This window comes from Microcoleus sp. AS-A8 (assembly GCA_039962225.1).
Lineage (GTDB): Bacteria > Cyanobacteriota > Cyanobacteriia > Cyanobacteriales > Coleofasciculaceae > Allocoleopsis.
The window spans coordinates 1-14,274 of the sequence record JAMPKV010000050.1 but is presented as its reverse complement, the minus strand read 5'-3'; the positions used below and the strand labels follow the sequence as shown (position 1 = coordinate 14,274).

Genomic DNA, 14,274 nt, shown 5'->3' with positions numbered 1-14,274 from the left:
AGAACAGCTATGTCTTTTCGATTTTTTGATTGGTTGAACCTAAATCATGACGTATTTGCTGCTTATAAAGCCAGTTTAGGGTTTATTTGGGCTTAATTTTTGTCTAAGTCCCGCTAGGTGACAAGGCGCACACAGAGGAATCAGGTTCTCTGGTCTATTATCCTCTGGAGTGAAGTTAGCGTGATGGACAGTGAGTGTTGCGATAGTTCGCTCGGACTTGGTAAAGTTTTTGGGTTTTTCACCGGGGCGTAAACAGTGCTTCCCGCAGTGACGACAGCGCCAAGAAGCTGCCTCGAGGAATCTACCTCAACAGGAGGAGTGGGGGATTTTTTGATGGGTTTGGGTATTTTTTTGACGGCGACTGGTACGGGAGACTCAATCGGTACAGGAAGTTCATCTGTTGCAGAAGACTCAACAGGTACAGGAAGTTCATCGGTCTCCGGAGGCTCAACAGGCACAGGAGGTTCATCGGTCTCCGGAGACTCAACAGGCACAGGAGGTTCAATAGACTCGCTCTGGGGAGAAGGTTCAGGTGGAGTGAATTGTGCTTTTTGGGCGGGTTTGATGGCAACCAGAGCAATTTTAGGAGAAGGCTCTACGGGTTGGGTCTGTTTGGTTTTTTTGGGTTTTTTCGATGCCATGAGCAAAAGGGCGGGTTGCTTTTTTTATTGTGCCTTGCGTTGATTGTAAGAGTAAGAATACATCCTATACTTGAGATTTTCGAGAGAATTTGGGTGAGGATGTGGTCGGTGAAGGTGCGATAGCCAAGCACAGATCTTATTGCCCAGCCTATCAACTGGTTAGGTTTAGCGAATTGGTTAGAGCACAGTACGAGGTTAACTCCCGTAATGTGAGTTTTCGGTATTAGAGAAAGGTTTTGGGTATTTAATTTATAAGGATTGCTCATGTCCCCTTGGCTTAACTTGGCTCTAAGTTATTTGGTACAGCAATTAATTACGAAATTTAAAAAGTTTGAAGCTTCTAATTTTCAACAGGTTCAATTGGCACACCTGGAGCCGAGAGCAAGCGCGTAACTTTCTGGAAAGGATGATACTCAAACCCCGGACTCGCCTCTTTGAATGACTCAAAGCACCAAGGCGATACCACTGCCCCGGCAGCGCCCTTCTCTTCTTGAAAGCTAAGCTAATCGGCTTTCTATGCAATAACTAAACAGTTACGAAGGAATCAGCATTGATATGGCTGGCTTGTACCCAACTCAACGAGGCCAACAGTTCACTGCCTGCACGAATTAGGGTAGCACTGTCATCTTGAAAAATCGCCAAGTCCTCAAATCTTAAGCCACCCGATAGACCAATTTGAGTTTGACCCAACTGGAAGTTGTTGATGGTATCGACACCATTACCTCTTGCCAGAATGACAACATCCTGACCGCCACCAAGCCAGATGATATCGTTACCCTTACCAGCATCAATGCGATCAGCTCTGTCGGTGTGCTTCGCGCAATCGCTGCCAGAACCCGAATAAATGATGTCATTCCCAGCACCGCCATACACGGTATTATTGCCTTGGCTGGTGTAGATGGTGTCATTACCCGTTCCACCAACGATGGTATCGGCTTGCGAACCGCCGTAAATTAGATCGTCGCCACCGTCACCCAAGAGCGTGTTGAGTCCCTCGCCTCCGCAGATTAGGTCGTTGCCACCACGACCTTGAATTGTGTCGTTACCGTTCTCTCCAAATAAGGTATCGCTTCCATCGCCACCAACGATGGGTTCGGCACTAGGGATGGTATTGAGATCGATCGCAAAGTTTAAGATTTGGGTAAATTGAGTATCTGAAAAATTGTTATCAGCCACAACAATCAACGACTGCCTCCCATCTGGCAGTGTTGGGCCAAGGGCAAGACCTTCTAGATTATCCAGAGTTATCCCCAATTCCCCGAAGTCAAGCAGCAAGCGTTTCCGGGCAGGGGCATCAACATCGACGCCGTTTACGCTATCCAGGTTGCTAATATCCGTTGCTCCCAGGATGCTCGTCTCGTACAACTTAACACTGTTACCGACGCCAGTGGAGAATGAGCGCTCCAGAGTGAGGAATGTGCCATTATTATCGAGAGCCAGTAACTCAACCAAACCGTTAGTATTAAAGCCACCAGATGGATTGGGCGCATCTGCAACGGGGTCGGTAACGTACAAAAATTCCCCAACCTCTTGTCCGGTTTGCAAATCATACTGCAAAATCCGGGACGGACTACCGTTAGTGAGTGTCGCCGCTGGCCCATCCTGAACGAGAGCGTTCTCTGTCGCGGTAAATAGGTAGCGTTGATTGGGGGTAATCGTCAAACTCTCGAACGCTAGATTGTTGCGGATACCGGGGTCATCCGCGCCTGTTCCTGCGGGTTCAAACTTATCCGGCACGGACAACTCGTCGAAGTGCTTTCCTTGAAGCGAGAACTCGTTAATGAAGGGGTTGATTAACCGAGTGGTAGTTCGCTCTCCTTCAGAGGAGATAAACAAGGTTCCTCGTTCAGAAAAGGCAATGCCTTCTGGGTCGAGACTGAACTGTGGAAAAGGATTGCCGTTCTCATCGCTGAGAGTGGTCACATCTTTAAACTTAACATCCCCCTTGTCTAAGGAACCGTCACTTAGATCAATGCTGAGGGTGTAGAACCGCGCTGGATTAAACTGGCTGCGGTCATCGGAAATGCTGTAAAAGACATTATTGAAGCGATCGTAAGTAATGCCCGATAAACCGCCCACTTGAGTCCCCTCAAAGGTATACCCGGTCGGGAAGGTAACTTCTCCAATAAATTCCACACCATTAACGGTTTGACGGTTGAAATCAGGGGTAGAAGGTTCAACCGCGATATCTGCCCGCACTAAGCGATGGTCGGAACTGGGGAAACCACCAGGGAGAGTGGGGTCGAACGTGCCGACTAGAGGGAACAGGGGGTCATCACTTTCGGGCCAGAACACTGCCGAGTCGGTAATATCTAGGTTTTTTGAGGGCAGCACATAATCGACGCGCAGATTTCCAGGGGCACCATCGGCAAAGTCTGCCGTATCAAAGGCTGGGTCGGTGATATGAGTGACATTGGCACCTCCCTGCAATGCTGCCTGTTCGGTACCGCCCTCACTATTTGGAGTGACGCTAGTGTTGACTAGTGGATTGTCAAGCAGTTGGCGGATGGCGTTATCAACGCTGTCTCCATCATTGGGATCGGCATTCTGGTCGCCCATGATCACAAAGCGCGACTCAGGAGTCAGTCCACCGTAGTTGCCTTGATCATCGTAGATGTAGCTGCCTTCACCGGGAGTAATATAGTCGTCCCAGAAGCGAATCTCGTCATGGTTGCGCCTGCCGTTGCGGTCTTCAGGTCCATCGAATGTCGGCGGTGTCGGGTGGCTAACAAGAACGTGTATGGTTTCACCATTAACCTCAACAGGGACATCCCAGTGACTTTTGGAGGAAAGGCGAAAGGCTTCAAGTTCTTCAGGGGAGTACCAGTCGTTTGGTTCGGGCGTATCGGGATTATCGGGCAGTAAAGCACCGGGCATGTCCTTCCAAAGAAATTCTTGAAAGGTGCGAATATTCTCGGTATCGATTGGATACTTGGAGTAGAGTACCATCCCATATTGACCGGGAAAGTTGCCAAACCCCAAGGCATCATCCCCATATCCAGGCGCACCAGGCGTAGTTACAACTGTGCCATTGTTGTTCAAGTCAAATCCCGATGCAATTCCTGTATTGGAGGGAGCAACGTAGAAGTAAGGATAATCAACAGGGTTCGCGCCGTTCTGACTTACCCAGAGATAGTTCTCCTGAAAAAGTTTCGCTGCTGTTCCGTTAGGGTAGTAGTCAAACTCATTGATGAGCAGAACGTCGGGATTATTTCGCTGAATAATTTCTGCAACGTTCCTTGCTTGAGTGTTATTGGGAGTCGAGAGGTCTGAAATCAGTTGACCTTGGCTGTTGCGATTTAACGACGCATTGAATGTGGCAAAGCGGATATCTTCTGTTGCCATATAGTACTCCTGAAAGGGTAGATTAGCGCTTTGAGGTGAATGAAGTGGTTGAATGAGAACACGCAAGCATTAGGGATAAAGCGCATTCTGTTATCGGCTTAAGCCGGGACAATTCAGTTCCCCTCTTTTTTCACTTTCGTCAGAGAAAAAGCTGGAATGCATTCAAAGCAAGATGTTGTCCTCGACAAGACTTCAAGTCCTGTATCAGAACCCCAAGTCTAGATAGCATCTTGCTTTGAGCTTTTTTGTTGCTCTCTTAAGCGACAAAAACTGTTTGAACTTAGATTGCAGTGGTGTCAGTGGGTGTTAATAGCCCCACGCCAGCCAGGGGATCGGGGTCATTGACAGGATACAGACGGTTAGCCACCTCGAACCCAGTTCCGGGAAAGTCGGTGAATAGACCATCAAGACCCAGGCTGAAGAACTGCTCGTATTCGGCTGTCGGGTCGCCGTTATACTCCGGAGCTAGGTAACGGTCTTCATTGCGGAAGGTGTAGGCATGAACCAGTAAACCAGCCGCATGAGCATCTTCAATTAAGGAAGTGGGGTCTTGCAGGACGTAATCAGCATCACTGATCAGACCATCTCCATTGAGGTCATCGGGCTGACCATCCCCATTAAAATCAACAGGGTCAGCAGGAATAATTAACCGCTTCCCCGGACCAATTCCATCGGCATAGGTGGCAATCTCAGCCAGTCCTTCAGGAGTCGTCAAGTCGCCATAGGTGCGCTCGTCGCCACTGACAACGAAATCATACGGCTGAGCGTTACTGGCATCAAATAACTGAACCAGAGGCACATCAGTCATTTCATTCAAGTCTTTCAAGTTTCCAACTTCAAAGGATTGAATGAAGACTGGATCGTTGCGATCGCTGTAACCATTCTCATCGAGAATCTCTACCAATGGCTCTTCCATTGATAGCCCAATGGAATCAAAGTAGGTGGGATGCTTGGTTTCTGGATAAATGCCAATGGTTCGCCCCGTTTCTGCACTTTTCTCCTTCGCCAGATCGATGACTTCCTGGAGGGTGGGAATTTCAAACTGACCATTGAAGGATTGATCGCGGAACGGTAGGCGCTCTATAGCCCGAAGCGTCTTAATTTCAGCAAGGGTGAAGTCTTCGGTAAACCAACCCGTTACTTCTTTTCCATCAATGATTTTCGTGGTCTTGCGCTCGGCAAATTCTGAGCGATTGGCAACGTCGGTTGTTCCTGAAATTTCGTTCTCGTGACGAGCAATCAGAACACCGTCTTTGGTGGAAACCACATCAGGTTCAATAAAGTCAGCCCCTAGCTCGATCGCTAATTCATAGGACGCCAAAGTATGCTCTGGACGCGAACCGCTAGCACCTCGATGACCGATAATCAAAGGGCGAGAAGCAGTGCTGACAAAATCATCGATTGAAATCGTGCTGGCATCAATCCCAACTAACTTGGCTAAAGCTTTATTGCCTTCTTTGGTACTAATTAAGGTATCGTTACCCAGTTGGTTAATCTTCAAGTCGGCAAACGCTAGACCAGCACCCAAACCGAGAATATCTTCACCCGCGTGGTAGTCGGTAATCGTACTGCCAGCACTGGGAATTTTAGCATCCACAATCCAGAACTGGTCTTTGCCAGCGCCACCTGTCATGCTGTCGTTACCCGACTCCCCAGCATAAAGCTTGTCGTCGCCGTTGCCACCTTCTAGTTTGTCGTTACCCTCGCCACCTTTGAGGACATCGTTACCCTCACCGCCGTTGAGGCTATCATCTCCATCTTGACCGTAGAGCTTGTCGTCACCACTAGCACCTTCTAGCTTGTCGTTACCAGCCTCACCGTAGATGGTATCGTTGCCGCAATTGCCTTTTAGGGCGTCATTGCCAGAGCCTCCGTAGAGGGTATCGTCGCCGTCGCCGCCTTCGACCTCATCGTTACCGCTACCTGCAAAGATGCGATCTGCGCCAGAATTACCGTAAATGAGGTCATCCCCGCCGACACCAAAACGTGTAGGGTCACCGAAAATCGTATCGTTATTCTTAGTTCCAGTAAGCGTGTCGCTACCGTCACCACCACTGATGGGGTTTTCCCCTGGCACCGCAATGAGTAATTGCCCCCCTTCGACATAGTTGCCGTTGAGCAACTGAGGATCGTTAATGCCATGAGCCTGAACATCAAACAAGTAAGCGTTTTGACCGGATTCGGCACTGGGAATTTCGATAATACCAGAGCTTTCCCAAATCCCGTATTCTTCACTATCAAAATCAGGAGTCGCTGCCTCTTCAACGACTTCAAAGAGTGGGACAACCTCTTCTGAAGCAATATCGTAAGACCAGATCCGAGCATCTCGTCCTTCGGCTTCCATAACCTCACCGCCAAAGGCAGTTTCGTCTTCCTGGATTAATACGTGACCGTTGGAATCAACGACGATATTGTCGTAGCTGACACCCTTACCAAAGCCACCCTCTAAGAGAAAATCGAACTGAACAGGTCGGGTTGGATCGTTGGAATCCAGGGTAAAGCGATAAAGCCTGCCGTAGGGGTTGTCGGCTTCTTCGGGGGTTTCGGCGTCGTCTGAAGAATCGCTAATATCTCCACCAGGTTTTTCCTTGGTTCCTGTGGTTACGAAATAGAAGGTTCCAGGATTATTCGGGTCTTCGTGAATGTCTTCAGGACGCTGAAAGTTGGTTGAACGGTCTTCAGCATTCACCCAATCACTGAGGACTGTTCCATCGGGATTGAGGGCTACATTACTGTCTACTTTCGTCCATGTCCCTGTCGTTGAAGCACCAATTTCACTTTCATAGTCAGATCCCTCCACCCTCAGGACATAGAGGTCACCATTCTTAAAGCCATTTGGGTCATCTTCAGTTTGCTGACCCACAAACATGTAGATTTCACCGTCTGCAAAATCTTCTGTGCTAAACAGCACAGTTTTGTTTGAGTTGTCAGCTCGATATTCAGACGCTGCGACTACGTTTTCTTTAGAGTAACGACCCAAGCCCTCAAGAGCTAGAGCAGTACCATCAGCACTGACTGCCCAACCCCGACCATCTGGACTGCTTTCTTCAGGGGCAAACCAGATAGGTCCGCCCTCAAAGCCATGCTCAGCCAAGAAGCCAGAACAGAAGCGGTTGAAGGTTAATGTAGCATCTGGGTCTTCCGTATTAACGTATTCACCTGTATCCAGGTTGAGTTCGTAAGTACCAGTACTATCTACAGCAGTATCAATTAGGTTTTGACCACCGATTACGTTCCAATCTTTGTCGAATTGGAATACCGAAACTCGTGCGCCCTGAATCTGACCATCAACTGTACTAGAGATATCGGAAGCAGCCGTTGGTCTTAATTCATGATTGACGAAAACATAGTAGTAATCTTCCGTTTCAAACACTCCTGTACCATCTGGAATTCCGGCGAAGGCAAAGGTCTTATCAGGGCTTACTGTAAAGTTCCCGAACTCTCCTTCCAGTAAAGAGACTTCATCTCCTACTGTCAGTAAAGGAATAACGTTATAGCCTCCGTTCCCCGGAAGGTCAGTCACATAAGACTGAGCAGAAGTTTTGCCGTTGACTATATCAGCCATAAGGTAGTTCCTCGTACATTAAATTCTGCATTAGAATGACCAGTTGCTGTCTTCTAGAGCGATTAAGAGAGCGCTCTAGTTGGTAAGAAGTTTTCGATTTTGCTTTAGAAGAGAGGAGCTTTTTTAAATACTCCTATTTCATGCATCTGGATATTCGCAAAGCAAAATTAACAAGGAATTTTGGCTGGGTTAAGAGAACAATATTTTCCGCAATCTTTACGGAAATTTTATATATTTTCTTTCTGAGAAATTAAATTAAGAGTCATTAAAGATTTCTCTACCTTTCGAGGGATGATTTAGTTAAAATTACCTTCTTTACAGTCAACATAGACTTTATAAGCTTTCTCGCCTATTTTGATGCCTTTTTCGACCTTTTTAATTTCAAATGAGAAAAGCGTTCGACTCACTTGTCAAACAAAAAACCCCAGAACTAACAAAAGCGCTGGGGTGGTCATCAGGGTGCATCTACTTATTCCCTTATCCGATGTAAGTTTTCCCCTGCCCGGATAAATTAGTTATCTCGGATTGCAGGAGAACCCAGATCAAGATCAGGTAGATTCCCAAAACCCGTCAGAATGAGTAATGACTAATAACTTAAGAAATCCGAAACCCGGCTTATTTTGCTGGAAATTAGATTCCCCTCAAGGTTAATCCGTGCTTATCATCCACGCCACGAATGAATTCGAGTACAACTAGTGCTGCTCGACTAAAGTTGATATTTATATGGCTGTCAATTCACCCCAATGAGCTTACCCAATGAGCTTACGCTTTGCTCTGCTGAATCTATCCTTTCTCTGGCTCGCCCAATGGCTTTTCATCAGGCTTACTAGCGCTTCTCCTAACGTGCAGCCCTTCTTGCATGGCGCATTCGGTATAGCCGCTTCAAGTTACCTGCTTGGCGTTTACTTTCTCAGACGCCAAAGAGCCTCAGAGAGGCTGCGCCTTGTCCAGTTAGGCATAGCAGGTCTTGTCTTCTACTTTGTCTGGAGTATTGGGATTGTCGGTGCTACTCACCTGGCATCAAGCCTAGAAACGGACTTCTCTGAAGCCGGAGTAGCCTTTTTCTACGGCACTTCCGGCACGCAGTTCAATCAATTTCATGAGGCGGCTATCTTTTGTTTGATAGCTTTTATCCCTGCCTTTGTCTTGAATCTACTAGCGAACATAATTCTCAGGAGTCGTTTTTCTTGAATAGGTAGAAAACTTACCCAGCGTGTCGGTTGGCAATTTGCATTTGATTGCTGGCAACTCGATCTTCGTCAGCCAGATCAAAATCTGCGTCTGGAGGAGCCTCCCTATCTTCTTCATTTTCATAGTTAAAGTCGTCTAAAGTTTTTGTGTCGGCATCTCCTGTGAGTGCTTCTGAATTGGAACTTTCGGGGTTTGGACTACTACCAGTTTTTGACTGAGCATCACGGTAGAGCATTTCTGGATCAGAGCTTTCGCCTATTGCTAAATTAATCAGTCTATTTTCTTGGGGGTTCATTTTTGGCTCTTTTGTTAAAGCTAGATTATCTATAGCGTTTCTCACATGGCTGCATTCCATCCGGCTGAGAACCGCTATATAGCAATCCTATTTTATTTCCAAACAAGAGGAACAAAATCTCCTGGGTCGTCCCTCTTGCCTCTCTATGGGCATTTCCTTTTGGGATTGAGAACGCTAAAACCGGACTAGACCTTGTAGCCTCACATCTGCGAAAGCGTCCTCACCCCTCGCCCCTGATGCTCAACCTAGGCAAGAAAGCGTTTGTCTTTTGCGTTTCAACTGCAACAACTCGATGCTCTGCACTCTCATATCCAGAAGGGTGGAACCACGGGAGAGTTTTTGAGGCAGCAAGATAGTTCAGGACAGTTAGCAACACAAGATAGTCCAAAACAGTCCAGTGCAGTTGTTCAGAACTGACTATATTAATCTTCCTCCTCCCCAATCAGATTCACAGCCTTCTCAAGGTCATGGTGAGAAGGCTCACAATAGCGACGGGTCGTATCAAGGCTCTCATGACCAGCCAAGGCTGCGATTTTCTCCAGGCTCACGCCTGCATCCACAAGGTTCTTACAAAAGGTGTGCCGGAGACTGTGACAGGTCAGCTCTTCCAGCCCCTTCGCCCGATACTTTTCAACAAGATTCTCCAGACCGCGCCGGGTCATCTTCCCCCGCTGCCCAATCATAATCGGCTTGTCAGTCTGTTGGTGTTCATTCCATCCCAATAGGCACAGGGCAGACCGAGCATCTGGATTCAGGGGAATTTCCCGACGCTTGCAGCCCTTGCCCGATCGCACAATTAGATTGCCCTTACGCTCAGACATCGTAATATCACACCAGCGCAGCGCTACCAGTTCGCTCACTCTCAGCCCTGTGTTCAAGAGGAGTTTTACCGCCCCCAAGTCTCTGGCACTGCCATAGCGCTCCACCCGTCGCAGCAGAGCGTGTTGCTCGGTGCGAGAAAGCCAGCGGATTCTCTCGCGCTGTTGCTTTAGGGCTTTGGGAATCTTGGGGATGCTGTCGGTCAGCTTTACCTCATGCGCCCAAGTCAAAAATCCCCTGATAGTGGATAGTTTTCTGTTTACACTTTTGGGTTTGTAGTCTTTTTCTATTAGGTGACGTTTATAGTCTCTGATATCAATTGCTGTAACCAACTTAGGTAAAAACTCACCTTGTTCTTTTTCAAACCATTTAACAAAAGCATTTATATCGCTTAAGTAACTAGAGACAGTGTTATCACTACACTCTTTTTCCTCTAAGGAGTCGATAAATCCTTGTCGCCAGTCGGTAGTATTATGTGCGGAGTTTTTGGAGAGATAATCAGTGAAATTTAAAATCTTACCCAATTGCCAAAACCCCTTGACACGACACATAGGCGTAATTATGTGACCAGGAGGGGAAAGGGGCAAGCAATTCAAGGAAGCGATGGCGATAGTTTTTTGCGACCCCCCTGACACAAGAAAGCGAGGCTGCAACTCCTATGGGTCAAGTCAAATCGGTAGTAACTACCGAAGTTTGTACAAAGTGCGATCGCATTCAATCAAATACAGGGGGCCACAGTTCTGATATGGCTAGCTCCCATCTCGGCAGCAGTTCTGGCACTGTGAGGGGTCTCCATCACAGAGGGTAACGGGAGACTGGTTCGGGTGATAGACGGTGAGCTCACGCTTGTTCGCGTCAATGAGGCGGTTGCCATCCGTTAGATTACTGAACTACTGTGGTTCGCTGCTGCCTTGTAAGTTCCGTAAATCCCCTATCTCAGTTCCACCAGGGCAAGCAGAGGTATTCTATAGCCGATGTGAACATTCCCGAAAAAGGCTGATAAATCGTGATTGAGGATTGTCGTCTCAATCCCCAATCACAACGTATTATTCATTTCCCTCAAGAAATTGCCGTTACATTTTCTGAATTAGTAAAGTAGGATTTTAGTACTTCAGCTTCTTCTCCAACAAAACTAAGACACGCGGCATCCAATTTGTCTAACATTCCTTCGTTTTCTACTAGGCAGGGGCTGACTATTTCAACTATACTGTTGTCACATGAGAGACAAACTTTTATTTCGGAAACATCAAAATTAGTCCAAGCTTGAACAATACATTGAGGATTAATCAAATACTTCCCGATTTTCAATAGCTTCATTTTTTAAAGGAAAAAATCTGTAAGGTTCAAAACTAAGAAGTAGAAGAGCCAAGTTGGGTTTTACAACAGGAGAATTCAGATAACAAAATATTTTCATTCTCCAGGTTTAAACCAGCCGGAAATAGAAGCAATTTCTTACCCTTCAGCGAAGCTTTACGGGAAAGTATAAGTGCCTCACTGTAGTGAAAACACGTAAGGGGAATCCATCGTTTGCTGTAATAGCAGACAACAACATTCACAGTTTCGTCTTTCCCTTGGGGGAGTGGAAGCTGCCAATGTGATTCCATAAGCAGTAACCTTTATATCATGTTTCTATATACTTTTTTCTTTTACCGACGTACTGCTAACTACCTTTAGGAATAAATTTTGACAGGAATCCCCTTGCTGATTTGGGGAAAGTAACAAAAGCGTTACCAAGCGGCAAATCGTTTTTTATCGGTGGACTGGAACGGTGGCAGCGAGGGAATTGTTTAAATCTTTAAGTCCTCTTTATAAAGCCTTTACCTATTTGGAAGTCAAAACTCGTGGAAGCCGAAGATAATTTTAGATAACCACGTTGGATTTTTGGGGATGAAGCCACGAAAAAAGAAGAGAATCGTGATTAACCCTCAATGTATTTCTCATATCTGGTCTCATCCAGATTCTTCTGAGCTAACAGTTTATTTATCATGTTCTGATGAAGCGACTGGCAGTTGCCTAGTCGAAAGTGAAGGCAAGGTGGAAATTCTGGAGCTGACAGAAATTAGTTTTTTGGGAGTAGACGCTAAAACCTTTATCAGTCTGATGGGAATTCACTAAAATCGTTGAGACTGGGGAAAAATCGCAAGTCTTCAAGTGGACATGAATAAACGCGATTGCCTGTTGCATTAATAGCTACGCTAGTACGGCAAGAGATATCTTGTGAAATCTAAACGGCTTGGTGCTGCAAGCGGCTTGACCAACGACGCTCGAAGAAGACAAGTGCTGGGAGCTGGGTAAAGATTCACCTGAGCTACACCACCAACTAGCAGCAACCATCTATCTTCTACTTGCTGTAATTCCCATAGGGCTGTTTTTTGGTGAGGGAGAATCTTCCACTTGCCCAACGGTTCGCTTTTACAGACAAATCCCCAGAATGAAGCTTGATTTATTATGTTCTGAGCTATCATAGCTGCTTACCTCACTGGTAACAGTGGCTCACCTAGAAAGGCGTAGCGCACTCCAGAATCATCAATTAATTGTCATCAATAGATCTAGAGGAAGTATCCCCCCCTGGTATGTAATGGTATCTCTCCCAGGTCAGACATCTAGCGTATTACAAGAGGTCGAATCGCACGAAATCCTCTTTTGGTTAATGCAGTAACCGTTACTGTGATAAAAAGACAAGTTTAGCTAGGTAACCTTGCATTATGGACTGCTCCATCGGGATGTCAAACCCCAAAACATAGGGAATAGGTAAAAATTTCATAAAAGAGAGGTTAAACTTTCACTGTTAGGAATAGTTATTACTATTTAAGATACGGTTTAAAAAGATTTGCAGACCTGCAATAAATTTAGTTAATCGAGTAGAATCTGTATGCATAGTTTTTAAAGTTTCGGGAAATTTATTATAAATCAAATCTCGTTGACTTTCTGCTGAAATTTCAGAAGTACCTGAAGCCTCTTGAGCAGCTAAGGCTTCGTAATCTGATAACACTTGCCTCAGAGATTTACAATATATAAAAAGAAGATTCAAACTTTGATTCCAGTAGATCGGCTTTTTAATTTCAGATGTGATGCTAGACGTAATATCCTTAAAATTTTTGTTTTTTTCTGGTTCGGGTGAGCTAAGACTTGCCATTTTCTCTATTTGTTGCCTCAACTCTTGAGTCTGTTCATTAATTTTTTCATGAAGTAAATTACAGGTTAATTGATGAATTTGTGAGTCAGCTAGCAGTAACTGATGCATGTCTAACAATCGATGAACTGAAGGCTCTATTTCTACTACAATAGGTTCATAAACTAGATGATTTAAGCGTTGGAGAGAGCGACGAGCCGCTTCGACAATCTGTAGCTCACCTGGGATTTTAAAAATCTCTTGATTGACAAAGCGGTATAAAGAACAAATAGAGCGCCTTGAAAATAGTTCTAATCCATAAGGACTGCTCATTATCTCTAAAAATTGACGTTGTGAAATTATTCCGGAAAATTCACCTTGTTTTGTGAGAATAATTCCTGGCAGAAGTAGATTTGATTGAAATGCCTGAGCAACTTCTTTACCAGGAGAGGAGTCGTCAATTTGAAAATCATATAGAGGAAGCTCTTTAATCTTTGATTCTATATGAAGGTGAAGCGTAGTAAATTGAGATTCTCTATAGGAGTCTTTAAAATGAATCATTAGAAGGCTAATTAGTGAAAGCTAAAAAAATTATTTCTATATTATCTAAATAAAAATTGATTGGCAATTTTTATTTAGATAAACCATTAACCTAAGGGAATTATTCATTTTTTTCTAGAAAGGTAAATAGTTGATTAAGTAGTGGTTAACAGTAGAATAATTAGTTTGATACTAAAGTCGAGAGAATGCGACGCGACTGTCCTATCACTCGAAAGCGCTTTTACACAAAGGTCCCTTTCTGTTAAGCGCTTCCGGCTCTACAGCAGGATAGCTCTGTTACAACAACCAGCCTGATACTTACCGTTACAGAATCAAACTGGCACAAACCCTATCTACTCGGAAATCGTTGGTTAAACATTCCAACTTAGGTATCAAAAGTTTGAATGTTTGGGTAAAAGACCAACGGAGCTATGAGCAGTCAGCCCACTTCCTAGAACACTGCCCAAATTACAAAAGGTTAGAAAGTCTGATTCTGGCTCTACTAAGTCCTCACTCGCAACAAGCAGGAATACTCCCAAAGTGAGCGAGCGCTCACATGGGTGTCCAGTCGTCTTACACAAACGTCCGGATACTGTTGGCGAATGTAAAACCGTCACATTGCGCCAACAGTATCGACGGCTACTCACGCCCCCTCTGTTAGAGTCGATGCCCGTATTACTACGGGACACCTCTCCTTCAGAACTGTACATGCGACTTTCACCGCATACAGCTCCTAGTTGATAGCTACTCTCTCCCTAAAAAGTGA

11 protein-coding genes and 1 pseudogene are annotated in these 14,274 nt (G+C 45.5%); 4 read left to right on the top strand and 8 right to left on the bottom strand.

Annotated features, from left to right (window positions below; translation table 11 throughout):
* Window positions 1–75 precede the first annotated feature (75 nt).
* The 3 genes and pseudogenes from NDI48_31985 to NDI48_31975 form a co-directional block, all read right to left on the bottom strand.
* Window positions 76–255: pseudogene (locus NDI48_31985) on the bottom strand (HNH endonuclease).
* 911 nt (window positions 256–1,166) lie between these two features.
* Window positions 1,167–3,986, bottom strand: coding sequence for an esterase-like activity of phytase family protein (locus NDI48_31980; protein MEP0835791.1), 2,820 nt, complete (start codon window positions 3,984–3,986; stop codon window positions 1,167–1,169).
* A 280-nt stretch (window positions 3,987–4,266) separates the two neighbouring features.
* Window positions 4,267–7,551, bottom strand: a complete 3,285-nt coding sequence (locus NDI48_31975) for a DUF839 domain-containing protein (protein ID MEP0835790.1) — start codon at window positions 7,549–7,551, stop codon at window positions 4,267–4,269.
* A 756-nt stretch (window positions 7,552–8,307) separates the two neighbouring features.
* On the opposite strand from NDI48_31975, the gene NDI48_31970 reads away from it, so the two are divergent.
* Window positions 8,308–8,742, top strand: a complete 435-nt coding sequence (locus tag NDI48_31970) for a hypothetical protein (GenBank protein ID MEP0835789.1) — start codon at window positions 8,308–8,310, stop codon at window positions 8,740–8,742.
* 13 nt (window positions 8,743–8,755) lie between these two features.
* On the opposite strand, the gene NDI48_31965 is transcribed toward NDI48_31970, so the two are convergent.
* Window positions 8,756–9,037, bottom strand: a complete 282-nt coding sequence (locus tag NDI48_31965) for a hypothetical protein (GenBank protein MEP0835788.1) — start codon at window positions 9,035–9,037, stop codon at window positions 8,756–8,758.
* Between the two features lie 261 nt (window positions 9,038–9,298).
* On the opposite strand from NDI48_31965, the gene NDI48_31960 reads away from it, so the two are divergent.
* A complete protein-coding gene (locus tag NDI48_31960) occupies window positions 9,299–9,454 on the top strand; it encodes a hypothetical protein (protein MEP0835787.1) in 156 nt (51 codons plus the stop codon).
* A gap of 5 nt (window positions 9,455–9,459) precedes the next feature.
* Here NDI48_31960 and NDI48_31955 read toward each other — a convergent pair whose 3' ends face one another.
* Complete coding sequence (locus NDI48_31955) at window positions 9,460–10,407, bottom strand: tyrosine-type recombinase/integrase (protein ID MEP0835786.1); 948 nt, start codon at window positions 10,405–10,407, stop codon at window positions 9,460–9,462.
* Between the two features lie 508 nt (window positions 10,408–10,915).
* Complete coding sequence (locus tag NDI48_31950; GenBank protein MEP0835785.1) at window positions 10,916–11,173, bottom strand: hypothetical protein; 258 nt, start codon at window positions 11,171–11,173, stop codon at window positions 10,916–10,918.
* Between the two features lie 570 nt (window positions 11,174–11,743).
* Between NDI48_31950 and NDI48_31945 the strand changes: the two genes are divergently transcribed.
* Window positions 11,744–11,971: a hypothetical protein gene (locus tag NDI48_31945; GenBank protein ID MEP0835784.1), complete on the top strand. Its 228-nt coding sequence runs from the start codon at window positions 11,744–11,746 to the stop codon at window positions 11,969–11,971.
* Window positions 11,972–12,051: 80 nt separating this feature from the next.
* Here the strand turns inward: NDI48_31945 and NDI48_31940 are convergent, their stop codons facing one another.
* Together NDI48_31940 and NDI48_31935 are read right to left on the bottom strand one after the other, a co-directional pair.
* Window positions 12,052–12,321, bottom strand: a complete 270-nt coding sequence (locus NDI48_31940) for a hypothetical protein (protein MEP0835783.1) — start codon at window positions 12,319–12,321, stop codon at window positions 12,052–12,054.
* A 323-nt stretch (window positions 12,322–12,644) separates the two neighbouring features.
* A complete protein-coding gene (locus NDI48_31935; protein ID MEP0835782.1) occupies window positions 12,645–13,529 on the bottom strand; it encodes a hypothetical protein in 885 nt (294 codons plus the stop codon).
* A 519-nt stretch (window positions 13,530–14,048) separates the two neighbouring features.
* On the opposite strand from NDI48_31935, the gene NDI48_31930 reads away from it, so the two are divergent.
* Window positions 14,049–14,249 carry a hypothetical protein gene (locus NDI48_31930; protein ID MEP0835781.1) on the top strand — a complete coding sequence of 67 codons (201 nt, stop codon included), beginning with the start codon at window positions 14,049–14,051 and terminating at the stop codon, window positions 14,247–14,249.
* The last annotated feature ends 25 nt before the right edge of the window (window positions 14,250–14,274 follow it).